Origin of the sequence: Rhodococcus sp. G-MC3, from assembly GCF_030063335.1 — a bacterium.
In the GTDB taxonomy this organism is placed as follows: Bacteria; Actinomycetota; Actinomycetes; order Mycobacteriales; family Mycobacteriaceae; genus Rhodococcoides.
In genome coordinates this window covers 233,927-253,339 of the sequence record NZ_JASISW010000008.1, presented here as the reverse complement: position 1 = coordinate 253,339, position 19,413 = coordinate 233,927, and the positions used below count along the sequence as shown (strand labels likewise).

The following is a 19,413-nucleotide window of genomic DNA, read 5'->3' as shown; positions in this document are numbered from 1 at the left end:
GAACGACAATGCCTCCGGTGGGAGAGACTTGGGTAGCGATTCAGGAACCGAAGCGAATGACCCGGCGCGCAGCGAACTCGCGGAAGTAATCGACCTTGCCAGCGGTGACGAGTGACGGCAGGAGGTAGTACCACAGACGCTCCATACGCGAAGGCAACTCGTCGGTGGTGCCCGTGGCGACGGCGACCATATGCACCCCGGTGAGAATCTCGAGCACCAAAGAACCGATCGTCTTCGGATCCGCGTCTGCGTCGAGGTCGCCTTGGCTGATCGCCTTGGCGGCCAGGTTGTCGAAGGAATCGCTCCAGCCGGCCATCACGTTGCCCTGCGTGCCCCGGTAGTCGCCGATCTGATGGCTCAGCCGCAGCATTGCCGAGACCATCGGGTCGCTGACCGACATGTCGACGACGATGTACGAGATACCGATCGCAGCCTCCAGCGCGGGAATGCGCCCGTCGTTGAAGTGTTGGCACGCCGTCGTCAGCCGCGAATTACCCTCGTCGATGACCGCACGCGCCAACTCTTCCTTGGAGCCGAAATGGAAGTAGAGAGCACCCTTGGTGACCTGGGACTGGGAGATGATTTCGCTGAGGCTCGCGTTCGCGTAGCCGAGGCGCAGGAACACGTTCGCAGCACCCGACAGCACGGTGTCGCGCGTGATCTCAGCGCGGGCCTGTCTGACCATTGGATCCGCCTTCGCAATACTGGACTGCCACTGCGCAAATTACGAGCGAACGGTACCACCCAGTGGCATTCACACCTTGGTCAACTTGCTTCCGGTCCGAACTAATATATCCAGGCCGTGTGATGTAGGTCTCACAGCTTCGAATCAAACCATACCCGCCAGTTCCCTGCCACGTGGGGATATGGATCGCTCATTCGTCGTCCAATCGGGGCGCGGCCTCCAGATTGGTGAGACCGTTCCAACACAAATTCACCACATGCGCAGCAACAACTTCCTTGGACGGTTCACGGACGTCGAGCCACCATTGCGCCGTCATCGACACCATCCCGACCAGCGCCTGCGCATACAGCGGGGCAAATCCCGCGTCGAAGTTCCTGCGGGTGAAGTCGGCGGCCAAGATGTGCCCGACCTGACTCACCGCGTCATTGAGCAACGACGAGTACTTTCCGTCGGCAGCGGCGACAGGAGAATCACGGACGAGGATTCGGAACCCGTCGGTGCGTTCCTCGACGTAGGTGAGCAGCGCGAGAGCGACGCGTTCCACTCGAACGCGGGACCGATTCTGCGCCAGTGAGGACGTGATCATCTGCAGAAGCGTCGACATCTCACGGTCGACGATCACCGCGTACAACCCCTCTTTACCGCCGAAGTGCTCGTAGACGACGGGTTTCGAGACGTTCGCACGGACCGCGATCTCCTCGACCGACGTCGCCTCGTAGCCGCGCTCGGCGAACAACGAACGACCGACCTCGATCAACTGCTCACGGCGCTGCGTTCCGGTCATTCGTACGCGCGGAGCTCGCTCGGGCTCGGTCATGGTCGGTCCCTCCCACATTCACAGCTGTGTCACCCCGGCATCCAAAATGGGGCATCGCGGACGAGCCTAATGGGACCGACGTCTTCGAAACCGCGGAGCGGTTCGACCTACGGCTGCCTCTCATGCGAGACTCGTTGCGCTCGGCGGGAGCGCCGCGGCCGTAGTCTCTGAGTTGTTCGGAGTGGCGGCAGCGGACAAACCGCTGGTCGACGATCCGCCGTGGTGTAATGGCAGCACCTCTGATTTTGGTTCAGATAGTTCAGGTTCGAGTCCTGGCGGCGGAGCGAGAAAAACATCTGTCCGTAAGTAGTGAAGTGATTTCGCCGAGGAGCCCCGTTGCCGTTGCACACCGCCGTGGTCGTTCTCGCAGCAGGTGCAGGCACCCGAATGCGATCGAAGACCCCGAAGGTTCTGCACCCTCTGGCCGGCCGCACCATGTTGGCGCACGCGTTGCACGCAGCCGCCGATCTGGGGCCGGACCACCTCGTCACCGTCGTCGGGCACGATCGCGAGCGCGTCACCGAATCCGTGACCGAACTCGCCGCCGAGCTCGGTCGCGCCGTCGCCACCTCGATCCAGGACCAACAGCTCGGCACCGGTCACGCAGTCCAGTGCGGTCTGACGGCGCTACCCGACGACTTCGAGGGCACCATCCTCGTCACCGCCGCCGACGTACCGCTACTCGACGGACACACCCTCAAAGCCCTGCTCGACGAGCACCTCAGTGCCCCGTCACCCGCCGCGGCCACTGTGCTGACCTTCGTACCCGACGATGCCAACGGATACGGCCGGATCGTTCGGACGGACGATGGCGAGGTCGCGGAGATCGTCGAACACGCCGACGCGACCCCGGACCAAGTGTTGATTCCCGAGGTCAATTCCGGTGTGTACGCATTCGATGCTGTTGCGCTGCGGTCCGCTCTGAGCAAGTTGAGCACGCAGAACGCGCAACACGAGCTGTATCTCACCGACGTCGTCAAGATCAGCAAGAGCGGCGGCCTGCACGTCTACGGCACCCAGCTAGCAGATCCGGACCTGGTGATGGGCGTCAACGACCGCGTTCAGCTGTCCCATGTCACTAGGGTTCTCAATCGCCACATCGTCGAGACGCACATGCGCGCAGGCGTCACCGTCGTCGATCCGGCGACGACGTGGATCGACGTCGATGTCACCGTCGGCGCTGACGTTCGCCTCGAGCCCGGTGTGCAGTTGCTCGGCAACACCCGCATCGGCGACGATGCCGTCGTCGGCCCCGACTCCACCCTTCGCGACGTCATCGCAGGCGAGCGCAGCTCGATCGTCCGCACCCAGGCAGAAAAGTCCACCATCGGGCCCGGCGCTACCGTCGGGCCTTTCGCATACCTGCGGCCGGGTTCCGAGATCGGTACGAGCGCCAAGGTAGGGACGTTCGTCGAGACGAAGAACTCCACCATCGGGGATCACTCCAAGGTCCCGCACCTGACGTACGTCGGAGATGCGACCATCGGCGAGCACTCCAACATCGGCGCTTCGAGCGTCTTCGTCAACTACGACGGAGTGAACAAGTCTCGGACCGTCGTCGGATCCCATGTGAGAACGGGCTCGGACAACATGTTCGTCGCGCCTGTCTCCGTGGGCGACGGCGCTTACACCGGAGCAGGAACTGTGCTCCGCAACGATGTACCACCGGGGACGCTCGCCGTCTCCGCTGGTTCCCAGCGCAACATCGAGGGCTGGGTCGAGAAAAAGCGTCCAGGCACGGCGGCAGCGGAAGCTGCCGCACGGGCTCTGGCAGCAGAGTCGGCAAACGAGCACGAATCAAAGGACGGCGAACAGTAGTGTCAACCCCGAACTGGATCGACAACCAGAAGAACCTCATGCTCTTCTCGGGTCGAGCTCACCCCGAGCTTGCTACCCAGGTGGCCAAGGAACTGGGAATCGAGCTCACTCCGCAAACAGCGCGTGACTTCGCCAACGGTGAGATCTTCGTTCGCTTCGAGGAGTCGGTTCGCGGATCCGACGCCTTCGTACTGCAGAGCCACCCATACCCCCTCAACACCTGGTTGATGGAACAGCTCATCATGATCGATGCCCTCAAGCGTGGCTCGGCAAAGCGGATCACCGCGATCCTGCCCTTCTACCCGTACGCCCGCCAGGACAAGAAGCACCGCGGACGCGAGCCCATCTCGGCCCGTCTTGTCGCCGATCTGCTCAAGACCGCGGGCGCCGACCGCATCATCACGGTCGACCTGCACACCGACCAGATCCAGGGCTTCTTCGACGGCCCCGTCGATCACATGCACGCGCACAGCCAGCTCGCCGGGCACATCCGCGGCAAGTACAGCCTCGAGCACATCACCGTCGTCTCCCCCGATTCCGGCCGCGTCCGCGTCGCCGAGAAGTGGGCCGACAGCTTCGACGGTGCACCGCTGGCGTTCATTCACAAGACGCGTGACCCGTTGGTGCCCAACCAGGTCAAGTCCAACCGCGTCGTCGGTGACGTGGAAGGGCGCACCTGCATCCTGATCGACGACATGATCGACACCGGCGGCACCATCGCCGGAGCCGTCAAGGTCCTCAAGGAGGCAGGCGCAGGTGACGTCGTCATCGCTGCCACGCACGGCGTCCTCAGCGACCCGGCCGCCGAGCGTCTCTCCAACTGCGGAGCCAAGGAAGTTGTGGTCACCAACACCCTCCCGATCACCGACGAGAAGCGCTTCCCGACGCTCACCGAGCTCTCCATCGCACCGTTGCTCGCGCGCACCATCCGCGAGGTTTTCGAAAACGGTTCGGTCACAAGCCTGTTCAACGGTTCCGCCTAGCCTTTAACGGTCCGTTCGGTTTCTTCACACCCGCTCCGCCACTTCTTTCCCACTCCGATGAATTTGGTCACTACCCAGACCGAAATCTGCTGGACGACGGGAGGGCGTGTGCGGAGCGGGTTTCGTTGTAACCTAAGATGACTCGTCGTGATCGACGCACAAATCTTGGACAGCCCAGCCGTAACTTCTACCGTCCGAATCGCCCGCTGGACTCCGGGTGGGTGCGTCTGGTGTGGCAGCACCGACTCGATCGAGGAGTATCGCAACGAGCCCCGCTGCAGCCTCTGCCGCCAGCAGGAAGCCATCATCGACGACGCCAAGCACTTCATCGGGATGTACGGCCTGCGGCCCCTCGGCGGCACTCTCTCGTCCGAGGACGAGGAGGAGCGCGAGTTCCGAGTCACCGCACGTGATGCGCGCGAGGTGCTCAACCGCATTCGCCTCGAGAAGCTGCCCGATCCGGCAGCGGTCCGCAAAGCCTTGCGCCCCAGGGCAGCTGCTGCAGTGGCCGCTCCGGGCACAACCTCGACCTCGACGTCGACTGCTGCACCTGCCAAGTCCGCCCCCACGAAGAAGTCTCAGGCGGGCGTGACGGGCGTCGACATGATCGAGCTCGAATCGCGAGTGCAGAAACTGCTCGTTCAGCTCACGAGCGTCGACGAGCAGATCAGCGCGCTCGACGGCGCCCAGGGTCTGCCCGCGCGTGCAAAAATGAAAGACCTCGACAAGCAGCGCACGACGGTGCTCACCACACTGGCCGCGCTCGAGAAGGCCCGCCGGCGCACCAGCTGATTCGGCAACGTCGGATCGATTGCTGTTTCGCCGTACGCTGTAGGGCGTGTTCCGGACGCTGTCGCGCTACCAAACCGCCGTCGACGTCGGCTTCGCTGCTGTGTTCACCGCGCTCCTCTTCGGATCTGGAGAGCAAGACGGCGCGGTCGGCGTCGTCCTGCTGTTCGGATTCGCCGTCGCGCTTGCACTACGGCGAGCCTCCCCAGCACTCGCGCTCGGCGTGGCGTGGATCTGCGCCATCGGACAGATGTCGGCATCGCTCGGCACTCAGGCCGGCAATCTGGCGATCCTGTTCGTGCTGTTCGCGACGGCAGCCTACGGCTCACCGCTGGTTCGCAAGCTCGGCCTTGTGTCCGTCGTCGGCGGCGGAATCGTTGCCGCACTGTTCTTGACGTTCGTAGCGGGAGAGCCGTTCGTTCCGGACGAGATCGAACGCACCATGGGCGATTATGCGACGCAGATCGGCATCATCCTCACCGGGTCCTGGGCAGTGCTCGGGTTGTCGTGGGCATTGGGGCGGATCGCCTACGCCAACCGTGTGTCCGTCGAATCCAAGCACCGAAGTGAACTCGCCGAAATGGAGCAAACTCGGGCGCTTGCGGAGATCGCGATCGAACACGAACGCAATCGCATTGCCCGGGACATGCACGACATCGTCGCCCACTCCCTCGCCGTCGTCATCGCCCAAGCCGACGGCGCCCGTTATGCCCGCGCCGCGGAACCAGAATCGGTCGAGGCCGCACTGAGCACCATCGCCTCCACCGCCCGCGACGCGCTGCGCGACGTTCGCGGAGTTCTCGCACAGCTGCGACACAATGGCGACGACGTCCCAGCCTCCCAATCCCAGGATCTCGGCACACTCGTCGAGCGCATGCGCACCGCAGGCCTCCACATCGACCTGAAGATCACGGGTGATCCATCCACCCTCGGTGTCGGTGGTCAACTCACGCTGTTTCGCATTGCTCAGGAAGCATTGACAAACGCGCTCCGACACGGCGATTCCAGCCAACCCGTCCGCGTCGAACTGACATCGGAATCTCACCAATCGACCTTGCGAATCCGCAACCGGGTGCGTTCCGACGATGCCGATAATCCCGGCGGCCACGGGCTCATCGGTATGCGAGAGCGAGCCGTGCTCTCAGGCGGCTCGTTGACTGCAGGACAGGACGAAGGAGTGTGGACGCTCGTGGCACGAATTCCAGTGATGGGAACCGCTCAATGACGATCCGCGTCGCGCTCGTCGACGATCAGCAGCTCTTTCGCGCCGGGATACGCATGTTGGTCTCGTCCCAGAGCGATCTCGAATTCGTCGGCGAAGCGGGTAACGGCGCCGAAGGCATCGATCTGGCGGCACGCGTTCACCCCGACGTGATCCTCATGGATATCCGAATGCCGGTACTCGACGGCATCGCCGCGACCAGCGAGATCGTGCGCGCATCGCCGGAGCCACCCCGGATTCTGGTGCTGACGACCTTCGATCTCGACGAAAGCGCGGCCAAGGCTATCAAGGCAGGTGCCAGCGGATTCGTGTTGAAGGACGCCGATCCCGAATTCTTGCTCGCCGCCATTCGCACCGTCCACGCGGGCAATTCGGTGATCGCGGCGTCGGCGACCACTGCACTTCTACAGCACTTCACCGAGATTCCCGCAGCCCCGGTGATTCCCGAACCGTTCAACCGATTGACTGCGAGAGAACAGGAGATCTTCCGACTCGCAGCGAAGGGCCTCAGCAACTCCGAGATCGCTGCAGCCGAGTATCTCAGCGAAGCGACGGTGAAAACCCACATCAGCCGCATCTTCGCCAAACTGGGCCTACGGGACCGGGTCCAGTTGGTGGTCTACGCGTTCGAGCACGCTCTGGTGCGCTAGCGCCGCGACATGTCATCCTGCGGATGTACGAGGGAGAGACTTCCGCCTGATTCGCCCTGGCCGCTCGGCTCATAGCGTTGCTCACATGACCTACACACCCACACTCCCCGTCGTTGCACGAGTCGACGACGTCACCAAACGCTATGGCGACGACACTCCCGTGTTCGCTCTCGACCACACGTCACTGACAATCCATCGCGGCGAATTCACCGCTGTCATGGGACCGTCGGGTTCAGGGAAGTCGACGCTCATGCACATCATGGCCGGACTCGACTCCCCTACCTCCGGCCGAGTGTGGCTCGGCGACACCGAAATCAGCACTCTCGACGACGACTCCCTCACCACCCTGCGTCGCCGCAAGGTCGGTTTCGTGTTCCAAGCGTTCAACCTGGTTCCGACGCTCGACGTCCTCGGCAATATCCTGCTCCCCTTCGAACTCGACGGGCGTAAGCCGAGCACCGAAGAAAGGGCATGGATCGATCATCTCCTGGTGACACTCGGATTGGCCGATCGTCTCGCTCACAAGCCTCACCAGCTTTCGGGTGGTCAACAGCAACGCGTGGCCATCGTGCGCGCTCTGGCTCGCAGGCCGCACACCGTGTTCGCCGACGAGCCGACCGGGAACTTGGACTCCCGAACGGGTCGTGAGGTGCTCACACTGCTTGCCACCGCTGCCCGCGAGTACCACCAAAGCATCGTCATGGTCACCCATGATCCGGTGGCCGCCAGCTTCGCCGATCGCATCGTCTTCATTGCCGATGGCCGCGTCGTCGACCAACTCCCACGCTCGAGCGCCGAGGACATCAGCGCGTACATGCTCGCTGCGGAGCGTGCAGCATGAGAGCGCTCGCGCACAGCCGCGACCACGCGACGAGCCTGCTGGTGACGGCACTCGCCTCCGCGTTCGGCGTCAGCCTCATCCAGGCCACGTCGATGTTGAGCGACGTCGTCGGCTCCCAGGGCGGAACGGCAGGCACTGCCCTGTTCTCGGTCGCCGCCGTCTTCATCGGTCTGTCGATGTACGTTGCCTCCATCGTCACTGCCAATACCTTCGCAACCGTCGTGGCCGGACGCACCGCCACGATTGCGCTACTGCGGCTCATCGGCGCTGGCGCTGGCGCATTGCGCAGTTCGGTCGCACGGGAGGGCCTACTGGTCGGGCTCGTCGGTGCCGCGCTGGGCCTGGTGATCGGAGTCGCAGGCAGCAGCGCAGCGCGCAGTTTCGCGGTGTCTCGGGGAAAAATGCCGGACATCGACTACACCACCGTGCATCCGCTTGTCCTGCTGCCGGCCGTGATGGTGGTTCTCACGACCTGGATTGCGGCCCGTGTCGGTTCACGTCGAGTCCTCGCGGTGACTCCGATTCAGGCAACGGGCCACATCGTCGAAACGCCGGACGTCGCTGCTCGGCGGCCTGTTCGGACAGCCTTGTCGATCATCGCCGTCGGCGGCGGTTTCGTCGTACTCGGTCTCGGGGTTCTGCTCGGCCTGATGACGCCGACGGGAGTGATCGTCGCGTTCTTCGGTGGCCTGATCTCGTTCACGGGAATCGTGCTCGGTGCGACCTCGATCATGCCTGCCACACTCTCGGGTGTCGGAAAGTTGTTCGGTAACAGCGCCTCTGCCCGGCTCGCCGCCGCGAACGCGGTGCGGTACCCACAGCGCAGCACTCGCACCACGATCGGCCTGGTCATCGGTGTCACCCTCGTGGTGACGCTGGCGGTCGCGTCGGCATCGTACGCAACCATCATGCGCAGCCAACCAGGCAGTGAAGATATCGAGCAGGCGCTCAACGTCACCACCGCCATCCTCGGCGGGCTCGTCGGGTTCTCCGCCGTCATCGCCGCCGTCGGCATGGTCAGCAACATGACGCTGAGCGTGCTGCAACGGACCCGAGAACTGGTACTGCTGCGAGCACTCGGCTTCACCAGGAAGCAGCTGCGCGCCACGATTTTCTACGAAAGCGCACAGATGGTCATTGCATCAGTCGGACTGGGTGTCGTGCTCGGCGTGATCTACGGCTGGGCCGCAGCTCAGTCGCTGCTCGGATCCATCGGCGACACCGGCCTGACCGCCCCGACACTTCCCTGGGGCCTCGTCGCCGGGACAGTCCTCGCTGCGGGAATCCTCGCCCTCGTAGCATCCCTGACGCCTGCTCGTCGGGCAGGAAGGTTGTCACCGGCGGCTGCTTAGATGCTGCGCCGGGCCAGGATCAGAGCGAACTTGTCCTCGGAGTCGGTCCAGAACTCGTCGATGCGAAAGCCCGCATCGACGAGTTCTCTTTCGATGCCGTCCCGGCGGAACTTCGCCGAGATCTCGGTACGCAGTTCTTCACCCCTCTCCAACGTGACGTCGAGATCGAGGTCCGCGATGTGCACCTGCTGATCCTCCGTGGCCCGCAGCCGCATCTCGATCCACTCGGCGTCCGGGTTCCACAGTGCGACATGCTGATATTTCTGCGGATCGAAGTTCGCACCGAGTTTGTCGTTGAGGACCGACAACACGTTCGCATTGAATTGAGCTGTTACCCCCGCTGCGTCGTCGTAGGCCGGCACGAGCACGTTTTCGTCGATGACCAATCCGACTCCCAGCAGCAAGAATTCACCATCGACGAGAGCCTGGCCGATGTCGGCCAGGAAGGTCGCCCGCTCGTCGGGAATCAGGTTGCCGAGAGTACCGCCGAGGAAGGCGATAGTACGGCTTCCATCGGCGGGGAGGTTTTGCAGTGTGTCGGTGAAATCGCTGACGATCCCCTGTACTTCGAGGGAAGGGAACTCACGAGAGATCTGCTCGATCGCTCCTTCCAATGCCGACGGGGACACATCCTGCGGTACGTACTTGCGAAGGGACCCGTGTTTGGTGCCTGCCGCAAGCAGCAGCCGTGTTTTCTCCGACGAACCCGACCCGAGCTCGACGAGTATCGCCGCATCCGTCTTCTCGGCAATGTCGTGGGCATGAGCCTCGATGAGCGCACGTTCGGTGCGCGTCGGGTAGTACTCCGGCAGCTCGGTGATCTGCTCGAACAGAACGCTCCCGGCAGCGTCGTAGAACCACTTGGGAGAGAGCCACTTCGGTGAAGCGGTCAAGCCCTGTCGCACGTCGGCACGCAGGTCGTCGAGGAGCTTTTCCGGTGAAATATGCACATCCAGCGCGATATCAGACACTGTTCTCCTTCAATTGAGGTCGGTGATGTCGACGTGCTCTGCTGTGGCGACTACCAACTTGCGGTCGTCGATACGAGTCCAGGCGGGGTTGTCGTCGAGCGGCTCGGAGGCGATGGTGACCGAGTTTTCGAGGCTCAGCACTGCCAGCGAGTGATACAGCGTGGTCGCATACATCGTGTGCCCGTCACCGAGCAGAAGATTCAGACGCGGCCCAGGAGAGGTGGATTCGACACGGGCGACCAGCATTCGCAGTGCCTTCTCCGGCTCGTGCTCACGAAGCAGGTGTCGCAATACGAGCCACAGCGCCGCCGAATCGGTGGGAGCGGGGAGGGTAAGCAGATCCTTCGTCGGGACCTCGGCGGCGAGCTCGACGAGCGCATCGGGCCACCCGAACACGACACCGTTGTGGCTGAACGCCCATGTGTCGTCGGTGAAGGGCGCACACGCGCTGCGTTCGACGGGCATCCCGACGGTGGCCGACCGCACCGCGGCGATCACGGCCTCGGATTCGACACCGGCGAGCATGTCGTCGACCGCGGGGTCGGACCAGATGGGCATCGGATTGCGGTAGCTGTGAATGTCGTCCTTGCGCCACCATGCCGCTCCGAAACCGTCGGCATTGATGGTGCCGCCGCCTCGCATGTCTTTCGGCGCCCAGGACTGAGTGCGCAGACAATTCTCACCGTCGGTGAGCACACCGCCGACGCTGCGCGCAGGTCCGAGATAACCGAGATGTCTACACATCTCGGGCACATCTGATGCCGGAAAATATCTGCCTGCGAATGGGGTGGTCCCAGTTGCGGAACGTGCCGCGGCACGCGACCTCGTCGGTGCCGAACGATCCTCCACGCAACACCTTGTAGTCACCGCGAAGGAAGACCTCGGAGTACTCGGCGTACGGGAACGGCTCGAACCCGCTGTACGGCTCGAAGTCCGAGGACGTCCACTCCCACACATCGCCGATCAACTGCTGCACACCCTGCGGCGACGCTCCGGCCGGGTAGGCACCGACATCCGCCGGTTCGAGGTGAGTCTGGCCGAGGTTCGCGTGGACCTCGGTCGGCTCCGCGTCTCCCCAAGGATACTTGCGAACCGCGCCCGTCGACGGATCGAACCGTGCAGCCTTCTCCCATTCCGCTTCTGTTGGAAGGCGTTTCCCGGCCCAGCGCGCATACGCCTCGGCTTCGAAGAAACTGACGTGCACCACTGGCTGGTCCGGACGGACCGGGGCTCGCACACCGAATGCCCGACGCCACCACGTTCCGTCGGAATCGCGCTCCCAGAATTGAGGAGCGATCAATCCTTCGGTTGCACGGTGCAACCAGCCTCGTTCGCTCCACAGCTCGGAGCGCTCGTAACCACCCTGAGCAATGAACTCGACGTACTGACCGTTGGTCACCGGAGCGACGTCGATCGCGAAAGTCGGCACGAACCGGGGGTGCGCCGGCCGTTCGTTGTCGAGTGCCCACGCGTCGAGGGTGGTACCCATCGTGAACTCGCCACCCTCGATGATTACCTCACCCTGCGCCGATACACGAGCGGGCGGCGGCGGCGGTGCGTGCAATACGGCAGGGCCGGTACGCAATTGATGAGTCGCCAGCATCGTCTCGTCGTGCTGCTGCTCGTGCTGCGCGATCATTCCGAAGGCGAACCCGTCGCGCTCGAGTCGACGACCGTCCAGCGGACTGGCGGCGAGGATGTCCCACACCTTGTCGCGAACGCTCGACACGTAGGCGCGCGCCTCCTCGGGAGAGAGCAGCGGTAACGCCGTTCGGCTGGAACGGGTGTGCTTGAAAGCGTCGTACAGTTCGTCGATGTCCGGCCGAACCGGTTCGCGGCCACCGACGTCACGCACGAGCCAGAGCTCTTCCTGACTTCCGATGTGCGCGAGATCCCAGACGAGCGGACTCATCAGCGGCGAGTGCTGCGCGAGGAGGTCGGTGCCGTCGAGACAGTCCGTCAGTGCGGCACTGCGGGCCCGGCTGCGCGTCAGGGTCTTCTCGACTTTGCTTCTGAGTTGCCCCGTGCTGCTCACACCGACTCCCTGTCTGCCTGGCAAATACTGTCTGCGCTCGATGCCGTGATGGTCGTGCCTACAGGTGGATCACCTCGGCGACACCGGTCTGCGGCGTCGGTCAGGATCGACTCGTAGTGCGGCGAGTTGTCGGCGGCCAACCGCAGGAGCCTCTCGGCCACGCTGCGCAGATCTCGGTCGGTGAGGCCGTCACGCGCAGCATCGATCCATCGACCTCGGGTGTCGCCGGTCAGTGCAGTCGCTTGCGCGGTGACGGCAGGCGAGCCGAGCAATGCTTCGAATGCAGCGGCGGGGATCACCCACTGGCCCTCGGGCTGTGCGTCGAGGTACCGGATTTCAAGATGGCCACACGCCCTGACATGAGGGAATAGCGTCGTGAGGTGATAGTCGAGGTCGCCGATTGTCGGCGGGCGACCGATGAGAGCGTGGTCGTCCATCCAATTCGCAAACGTGATCCCCACGGGTGCCTCCCAGTTCTCGCCCTCGCCGGGGATACAAAGGAGAGGGACGTCGAGGGCCCAGTGGGCGTAATCGGAGATGGGATCACCGGTACTCGGCACCTCGGTCCTGCTCGCGTCCAGTTCGAGCCACGTCCGCATGCGCTGAGACGCCCAATCGCCGTCGGGAGCGCCCTGCAGCGTCGGAGAGCACGCAAAGCCTGCGACGAAAGCCGGGCCGACAGCCTCCAACATCTCCCAGCGCTGCGCGATCTGAACCCGATCAGCGCCCGCGTCCACACTGACCTGAGCGGCCGCGGTGTTGCACATCATCAGCTTCCCGTAGGGCCCGACGGTGGTGAACCGGTTCTCCATGGCGCAGTAGCGAGGGAGAACGAGCAGTCTGATGGGATCGCGATCACGATCGGCGGGGACGGACACCATACCGAGGTGAGCTGCATTCATGAGCCCGGTGAGGACACGAGCGTCGGAATCCAGTGCGCTCTGTAGTTCGAGTACCGAAGCATGGGGTGCGCTGGAGAGTTCGATCTGACCGCCCGGTTCGATCGTGACGGCGCTTCCGCCCGGCAACGACAAGGCGGGTGAATCGGAGGCAATGCTGCGTGGTGCGTACTCCCCCAGCGCAGTGGCCATGCTGCTGAGTGACGGTCTGTCTCCATCGGCGGTGTGGGTCAACCACTCCAGCTCGGCGCCGATGAGTTGCGGTGGCCCCACCTTGAAGCAGACACTTGCGACATATGTCTCGGCGGCGGGGCGCGAGCTCAGTTCGAGGGACTTCTCATTGGACGACATGTGCGCCTCCTAGCTTCTGCCCCATCTACCCCGGGGCATTCGGACCGAAACGCTATCCGCGTGGCAACCTTGCTTCGACAGTAGCTACGAGTGGACCACAGTGCACCGACAAGAAACAGGCACCGACAAGAAGTGGCACCGACAAGAAACAGGCACCGACAAGAAGTAGCACCGACAATTCTCCGCCAGGAAGGCGCCCATGATCGACCTTGACCGAATCCGCCGCGACACCCCCGCCGCAGCAGCCTCCGTTTTCCTCGACAGCGCAGGATCGTCCCTACCCCCCGAGCCTGTCGTGGAGACCGCCATCGCGCATCTTCGTCGGGAAGCTCTCGTCGGCGGATACCGCGCAGCGAACGAGAGGATGGCCGATCTCGCCGCCGTCAAGACTTCGATCGCGACGTTGATCGGGGCGCAGGCGTCGGACATCGCATTGAGCGACAGCGCAACTCGATCGTGGAGCGATTTCTTCTACTCGATTCCGTTGGCGGCAGGTGACCGGATTCTGGTGTGCGAGGTCGAGTACGCATCGAATGCGATCGCTGCACTGCAACGAGCCGCCGCTGTCGGCGCAGTGGTCGAATTCGTGCCGAGCGATCCCACCGGGCAGATCGACCTGGCGGCACTGGAGTCGATGCTCGATGATCGTGTCCGAATAGTCTCACTTGTCCACGCACCCACCAACGGTGGCCTGATCAACCCGGCACGGAAGGTCACTGAACTCGCGCACCGATTCGGCGCGCTCGTGCTTCTCGATGCGTGCCAATCGATCGGGCAGATACGCGTCGACGTCAGCGAACTCGGGGTGGATGCACTCAGCGCCACTGGCCGAAAGTGGCTTCGTGGCCCCCGCGGAACGGGATTTCTGTTCATGCGTCCCGAACTCGCGACGTCGCTGGAACCGCCTGCCCTCGATTTACACAGCGCCCAATGGAACAGCGCGAAGGAGTATCAGCTCGCGGCCGATGTGACGCGGTTCGAGTTCTGGGAGTGCGACGTCGCTGCCCGACTCGCACTGGGCGCCGCCGTCGACTATCTCCTCGACATCGGGATCGACAACATTGCCGAGGCCGTGAGCGAGCGGGCCGAGTACCTCCGAAGTTCGTTGCGCGGCATCGGCGGGGTGACCGTCCACGATCTCGGTAACCGCAAGTCCGGCATCGTGTCGTTCACCGTGGATGGTCACGCCCCAACCGATGTCCGAGATTTCCTGGCATCCAAAGGCGTGACTGTCACCGTCAGCCACCGTCGATCGACGCTCGTGGATATGACACACCGGGGTCTGGACGCGGTGGTTCGTGCGTCGCCGCACTATTTCGTGACGCTCGCTCAGCTGGACGAGATGGTGGAGGCGCTCCGCGCGATGTGAGCGCGAATACTCGTCCTGCGACGTATTTCCACTCACATTGGGCCGCCAGGCTCACACTCAGACCGAGCATCGCAATCCATGTGATCGGGTTGCCGAGCATGAAGAACGCCCACACCATCGTCGTCGCCGGAGTCAGGTAGAGCAGAGTGCTCGCCCTCGTCGGGCCGCTGCGGCGCAGGACGAACAGGTAGGTGCCATACGCGCCGAAGGTCGACAGCACGACGACCCAGACGATCGCAACCCAGAAACCTGACGTACCCGGTGGTGCCGCATCGCCCGCGACGAGGCTCCAGGTCATGAACAACGCGGCCGAGACGATGCTCTGGATACACAGGGCCAGGGCGATCGGTTCTGCCGTGTTCAGCTTGCGTTCCAGGACGGTCCCGGTGGACAGCGCCAGCATTCCGGCGAACGGAAGCAGGTAGGCGAGCCACGGTGCCGTCGTTCCGCCGAGATCGCCCACCACGACGAGGAAGACCCCACCGAACCCGACTGCCAGAGACAACATCCTCGACGCCGGGAACCGCTCGCCGAGCACTCTGGCCGAAAGCGCTGCGACGACGAGAGGCTGCATCGCGGCAATCAACGCCGCGGTGCCCGCCGGCACTCCGAGCCCGACCCCGGTGAAGAGAAACGCCAAATAGAGGAACTGACAGAAGAAGCCGAGAACGGCCTGATGTCGAATCCCCTTCCATGTCGGACGCAGGCCCCGATACCAGCACCAGACCACCAGAATCAACGCTGCCGCCAGAAAGCGCCAGGCAAGCAGTGTGTGCGCGGACGCATGTGCCGTGCCCAGTTCGGCTCCGATGAATCCCGAACTCCAGAGGATCACCAGAGCTGCCGCTGCGATGCTGTCGGGTCTTTGTACGACCACGTTTCCCGTCATGACTTGAGGTAACCACACCGGTCTGTATACTTGCAGTGGACCTGTGATCGGAGACACCCATGACCAAGGCACTCACCCCGGCAGGCGAACGAATACTCACCGTCGCGAGCGTTCTGTTCTACGAACGCGGAATTCGCGCCGTCGGCGTCGACCTCATCGCCGAGGAAGCCGGTACCACCAAGAAGACGCTCTACGACCGCTTCGGATCCAAGGACGGCCTGGTCCTGCGCTATCTGGAGCGAAGATTCGAACGGTGGAGCGAGTTCGTGCTCGACCATATTGCGAGCTACGCGACTACAGACCGTCCGCTCGGTGTGCTCGACGCCCTCGAGGTGTGGATGCGTAACAACCATCGAGGATGCGGTTTCGTCAATGCGTTCGCCGAGTTCGGCGGGACCGACCATCCGGCGCTTACAGTGATCGCCGACGAAAAGGACTGGACTCGGGATCTGTTCATCAGGCTGGTCGACGAGGCGGGCTTCGAGAACTGCGCGGAACTGGGCAGCAAACTCTCACTGATCCACGAGGGAGCCGTTGTGGTGAGTACTGCAGGTGGGCGCAGCGACGCGATCGAGGATGCCCGGTCCATTGCCCGATCACTCCTGGACGTTCGGGGCACTTCGGATGGTGTAAAGTCTTCCGGGTTGTCTCGGCGAGGGTAGATCCCCAACAGGATTTACCGTGATCGACGCGGCTCGGCTCCCGGCCTTGCTCGTACGTGTCCGCCCCGACGAGTCTTGTCCACTGTCGATCCAGGAGCTCTTTTCTTATGGCGAACGAAGTCAACAACCTCACCGCGGCAGTCCGCACCGAATTCGGCAAGGGCGCAGCTCGACGCGCACGCCGCGACGGCCAGGTTCCCGCCGTTCTGTACGGACACGGCACCGATCCCCAGCACCTCGCACTCAATGCGCGCGCATTCTCTGCAGTTCTGCGTAACCACGGCACCAACGCCGTTCTCACGCTCGACATCGCAGGATCCGAGCAGGTCGCGCTGACCAAGTCGATCGTCGTCCACCCGATCACGCGCAACATCGAGCACGCCGACCTGCTCGTCCTCAAGAAGGGCGAGCGCGTCAACGTCGAGATCAACGTCGTCATCGAGGGTGACGCTGCCGCCGGAACGCTCGTCTACACCGACTCGACTGTCATCGAGATCGACGCCGACGCACTGCAGATCCCCGAGCAGGTCATTGTCTCGGTAGAGGGCCTCGTCGCGGGCACCCAGATCTTGGCCGGCGCAGTGACGCTGCCGGAAGGCGTCACGCTCGTGTCCGACGCCGAACTGCTGCTCGTCAACGTCGTCGAGGCACCGTCCGAGGAAGACCTCGAAGCAGAGGGCGAAGGCACCGAGCCGATCTCCGAGACCGGCGAAGCCGAAACTCAGGAAGAGGCCGATTCCGAGGACAGCTCGGAAGAGACCGAGAGCTGATCTCACCTTTTTCCCGCAACGCGTCGCTCCCTGTCGGGAGCGGCGCGTTGTTGTTTGCCACTCGAATGGGAGCATGAACAGAAGTGAATGCGGACACTGCGCTGATCGTCGGCCTCGGAAACCCTGGACCTCAGTACGAGACGACTCGTCACAACGTGGGCTTCATGGTCGCCGACGTCCTCGCCGGGCGAATGGGCGCAAAGTTCTCCTCGCACAAGAAGTCGAACTCCGACATCGTGCAAGCTCGCCTCGGTGATCGTTCGGTGATCGTCGCGAAGCCGCGGACGTTCATGAACCTATCCGGCCAGCCCGTTGCAGCGCTGGCTCGATTCTTCTCGGTCGAGCCCGCCGACGTCGTAGTGGTGCACGACGAGCTCGACATCGATTTCGGCTCCATCCGTCTCAAGCTCGGCGGCGGCGAGGGCGGACACAATGGACTGCGATCCATCTCGCAGCACCTGAGCACGAAGGATTACCTGCGGGTACGCGTCGGCGTCGGGCGCCCGCCGGGCCGAATGGATGCTGCCGCGTACGTTCTGAAGTCGTTTTCCGCTGCCGAACGCAAGGATCTCGGCGTGATCTGTGAGGAAGCAGCCGACGCGGCCGAACTTGTTCTGCGAGCAGGTCTCGAAGCTGCGCAGAATCAAGTTCACCCACGCTGACCTGGTTACCCCAGCAACGACGCCGAATTCGCCCGACGAAGCTTGCCCGACGACGTCTTGGGAATCGTCCCCGGCCCGAGTACCGCGACTGTACGCGGACGAACCCCGACCTCGGAATGCACCGCATGCACAACCTCGTGCTCGATCCGCTTGACCTCGTCGAGATCCTGGAAGTCGTTGGTCTCCACGGCAACTGCGAAACTCTCGCGCTTGTCGCCCGCATCGAGACGGATCGCGACGGCATTTCCCGGACGCACCCCACGCACCGAACCGGCGGCGCGTTCGATGTCCGTCGGGTAGATATTGCGGCCGCCCATGATGATGACGTCCTTGATGCGTCCGCAGACGACGACGAGACCTTCCTCGGTGAAGTAGCCGACGTCTCCTGTGTCGAGCCAGCCGTCGGCGTCCTGCGTCGGCACCGGGCCGTCGACGGTGACGTAGCCGGGCGTGACCGCCTTGCCGCGGACCTCGATGATGCCGACGCCGCGAGCGGTCAGGACCTGACCTTCCTTGTCGACAACGCGCCCCTCCAGGTTGGGCACCATCTTCCCGAGCGTGGCGAGCGTGCGGACGTTCCCCTTCGTGGCCGGCACTGCGCGGCCCATTGCCTCGAGCAGATCTGCGTCGACGACATCGAGCACCTGCCCCTGCCCCGGATCCGGAATGGAGACGGCGAGAGTCGTTTCCGCCATTCCGTACACCGGCGCCAACGCGAGCGGATCTAGCTTGTACGGCCGCCCGGCCTCCGCAAGTGCCGTCATCGTGTCGGGGTCGACGGGCTCGGCACCGTTCCAGGCGTAGCGGAGCGTGCTGAGATCCAGGTCGAGGTCGTCCTCTGCCTGGGAAAGCCGTCGCGCGAGTAGTGAATAGGCGAAGTTCGGCGCCGCGGTCACTGTTCCCTTGTACTTGTGAATCAGCTTGGCCCACAGCAACGGCGAGCGAAGGAAGTCGAGCGGGGTGACGCTGACGACGTCGGCGCCGACCTGCATCGGCACTGTCAGGAAACCGACCATTCCCATGTCGTGGAACAGCGGCAGCCAACTGATCATGACGTCGGAGTCGACGTCGAATTTGATCCGATCGATCATCGCGTACGCGTTGACGTAGAAGTTCTCGTGCGTGATCCGCACTGCTTTCGGCGAACCAGTCGACCCCGAGGTCAGTTGCTGCAATGCGATATCGGACTCGGAGGTCTCGACGGGATCGGTGTCCTGCCCCGAACGCATGTCCTCGATCTTCAGCACGGTGATGCCGCGCTCTTCGAGAATGGATGCTGCAATGTCGAACGGTGCACCCAGGATGACGGCCTTCGCTTCGATCATCTTCACGACGGTCTCGGTGTCGGTGCCCCATACTCCGAGGTCGGTACGCGGAGTCGGCTGATGGAGCATCGTGACCGACCCACCGCGCATCCACGTCGCCTGACATGCGGGAGCGATGTCGACGGGCTGGCCCGCGAGAATTCCGATCGCGTCGCCGCGCGAGATTCCGGCCTCGGCGAGGGCGCCTGCCATCGACCGGGCCACCTGATGAATCTCGCCCCAAGACTGACGCAACGGCTGGTCGGGCTCGCCGGTGACCAGTCCGCGGGTGCTGCCCGCTGCTGTGGCGAACATTTCTTCGGTGAACTTGCTCAAGGCCGTCT

At 63.6% G+C, this 19,413-nt stretch carries 18 protein-coding genes, 1 tRNA gene and 1 pseudogene; 12 read left to right on the top strand and 8 right to left on the bottom strand.

Annotation, left to right across the window (positions count from 1 at the left end; genetic code table 11):
- Nucleotides 1–40: 40 nt before the first annotated feature.
- Nucleotides 41–685 carry a ScbR family autoregulator-binding transcription factor gene (locus tag QMK17_RS11880; RefSeq protein WP_283509273.1) on the bottom strand — a complete coding sequence of 215 codons (645 nt, stop codon included), beginning with the start codon at nt 683–685 and terminating at the stop codon, nt 41–43.
- 190 nt (nt 686–875) lie between these two features.
- Nucleotides 876–1,502 carry a TetR/AcrR family transcriptional regulator gene (locus QMK17_RS11875; RefSeq protein ID WP_283509272.1) on the bottom strand — a complete coding sequence of 209 codons (627 nt, stop codon included), beginning with the start codon at nt 1,500–1,502 and terminating at the stop codon, nt 876–878.
- Between the two features lie 213 nt (nt 1,503–1,715).
- Between QMK17_RS11875 and QMK17_RS11870 the strand changes: the two genes are divergently transcribed.
- The 8 genes from QMK17_RS11870 to QMK17_RS11835 all read left to right on the top strand — a co-directional run bounded on the left by QMK17_RS11870 (nt 1,716) and on the right by QMK17_RS11835 (nt 9,157).
- A tRNA-Gln gene (locus tag QMK17_RS11870) sits at nt 1,716–1,786 on the top strand.
- Between the two features lie 52 nt (nt 1,787–1,838).
- On the top strand, nt 1,839–3,320 hold the full coding sequence (gene glmU, locus QMK17_RS11865; RefSeq protein ID WP_283509271.1) for a bifunctional UDP-N-acetylglucosamine diphosphorylase/glucosamine-1-phosphate N-acetyltransferase GlmU: 1,482 nt from the start codon (nt 1,839–1,841) through the stop codon (nt 3,318–3,320).
- Nucleotides 3,320–4,303: a ribose-phosphate diphosphokinase gene (locus tag QMK17_RS11860; RefSeq protein ID WP_283509270.1), complete on the top strand. Its 984-nt coding sequence runs from the start codon at nt 3,320–3,322 to the stop codon at nt 4,301–4,303. The genes glmU and QMK17_RS11860 overlap by 1 nt, the downstream gene beginning before the upstream one ends.
- 147 nt (nt 4,304–4,450) lie before the next feature.
- Nucleotides 4,451–5,095, top strand: coding sequence for a hypothetical protein (locus QMK17_RS11855; RefSeq protein WP_283509268.1), 645 nt, complete (start codon nt 4,451–4,453; stop codon nt 5,093–5,095).
- A gap of 46 nt (nt 5,096–5,141) precedes the next feature.
- A complete protein-coding gene (locus QMK17_RS11850; RefSeq protein WP_283509265.1) occupies nt 5,142–6,317 on the top strand; it encodes a sensor histidine kinase in 1,176 nt (391 codons plus the stop codon).
- Entirely contained in the window at nt 6,314–6,964 is a 651-nt protein-coding gene (locus QMK17_RS11845; RefSeq protein ID WP_283509263.1) for a response regulator, read from the top strand. The genes QMK17_RS11850 and QMK17_RS11845 overlap by 4 nt, the downstream gene beginning before the upstream one ends.
- 85 nt (nt 6,965–7,049) lie before the next feature.
- On the top strand, nt 7,050–7,805 hold the full coding sequence (locus tag QMK17_RS11840; protein WP_283509261.1) for an ABC transporter ATP-binding protein: 756 nt from the start codon (nt 7,050–7,052) through the stop codon (nt 7,803–7,805).
- Entirely contained in the window at nt 7,802–9,157 is a 1,356-nt protein-coding gene (locus tag QMK17_RS11835; RefSeq protein ID WP_283509259.1) for an ABC transporter permease, read from the top strand. The genes QMK17_RS11840 and QMK17_RS11835 overlap by 4 nt, the downstream gene beginning before the upstream one ends.
- Here QMK17_RS11835 and egtD read toward each other — a convergent pair.
- From egtD to egtA, 4 genes are read right to left on the bottom strand one after another with little or no spacing between them, the layout of a single operon-like run.
- The gene (gene egtD / locus QMK17_RS11830; protein ID WP_283509258.1) at nt 9,154–10,128 is read right to left on the bottom strand and encodes an L-histidine N(alpha)-methyltransferase; all 975 of its coding nucleotides are present in this window, start codon (nt 10,126–10,128) and stop codon (nt 9,154–9,156) included. The genes QMK17_RS11835 and egtD overlap by 4 nt on opposite strands.
- 9 nt (nt 10,129–10,137) lie before the next feature.
- Nucleotides 10,138–10,872, bottom strand: coding sequence for an ergothioneine biosynthesis protein EgtC (gene egtC / locus QMK17_RS11825; RefSeq protein ID WP_283509256.1), 735 nt, complete (start codon nt 10,870–10,872; stop codon nt 10,138–10,140).
- Nucleotides 10,865–12,163 carry an ergothioneine biosynthesis protein EgtB gene (gene egtB, locus QMK17_RS11820; protein ID WP_283509254.1) on the bottom strand — a complete coding sequence of 433 codons (1,299 nt, stop codon included), beginning with the start codon at nt 12,161–12,163 and terminating at the stop codon, nt 10,865–10,867. The genes egtC and egtB overlap by 8 nt, the downstream gene beginning before the upstream one ends.
- On the bottom strand, nt 12,160–13,413 hold the full coding sequence (gene egtA / locus QMK17_RS11815) for an ergothioneine biosynthesis glutamate--cysteine ligase EgtA (protein WP_283509252.1): 1,254 nt from the start codon (nt 13,411–13,413) through the stop codon (nt 12,160–12,162). The genes egtB and egtA overlap by 4 nt, the downstream gene beginning before the upstream one ends.
- Nucleotides 13,414–13,612: 199 nt before the next feature.
- Between egtA and QMK17_RS11810 the strand changes: the two genes are divergently transcribed.
- Complete coding sequence (locus QMK17_RS11810; protein ID WP_283509250.1) at nt 13,613–14,782, top strand: aminotransferase class V-fold PLP-dependent enzyme; 1,170 nt, start codon at nt 13,613–13,615, stop codon at nt 14,780–14,782.
- A gap of 52 nt (nt 14,783–14,834) precedes the next feature.
- Here QMK17_RS11810 and QMK17_RS11805 read toward each other — a convergent pair.
- Nucleotides 14,835–15,671, bottom strand: a pseudogene (locus QMK17_RS11805) (DMT family transporter); the annotation flags it as partial.
- 59 nt (nt 15,672–15,730) lie between these two features.
- Here QMK17_RS11805 and QMK17_RS11800 point away from each other — a divergent pair.
- From QMK17_RS11800 to pth, 3 genes are all read left to right on the top strand, one after another.
- Nucleotides 15,731–16,333 carry a TetR/AcrR family transcriptional regulator gene (locus QMK17_RS11800; RefSeq protein ID WP_283509249.1) on the top strand — a complete coding sequence of 201 codons (603 nt, stop codon included), beginning with the start codon at nt 15,731–15,733 and terminating at the stop codon, nt 16,331–16,333.
- Nucleotides 16,334–16,440: 107 nt separating this feature from the next.
- Nucleotides 16,441–17,103 (top strand): 50S ribosomal protein L25/general stress protein Ctc, encoded by a 663-nt coding sequence (locus tag QMK17_RS11795; protein ID WP_283509247.1) that lies wholly within the window; start codon nt 16,441–16,443, stop codon nt 17,101–17,103.
- A gap of 83 nt (nt 17,104–17,186) precedes the next feature.
- Nucleotides 17,187–17,765, top strand: coding sequence for an aminoacyl-tRNA hydrolase (pth, locus tag QMK17_RS11790; protein WP_283509245.1), 579 nt, complete (start codon nt 17,187–17,189; stop codon nt 17,763–17,765).
- Nucleotides 17,766–17,770: 5 nt separating this feature from the next.
- Here the strand turns inward: pth and QMK17_RS11785 are convergent, their stop codons facing one another.
- Nucleotides 17,771–19,405 carry a fatty acyl-AMP ligase gene (locus tag QMK17_RS11785; protein ID WP_283509244.1) on the bottom strand — a complete coding sequence of 545 codons (1,635 nt, stop codon included), beginning with the start codon at nt 19,403–19,405 and terminating at the stop codon, nt 17,771–17,773.
- Between the last annotated feature and the right edge of the window lie 8 nt (nt 19,406–19,413).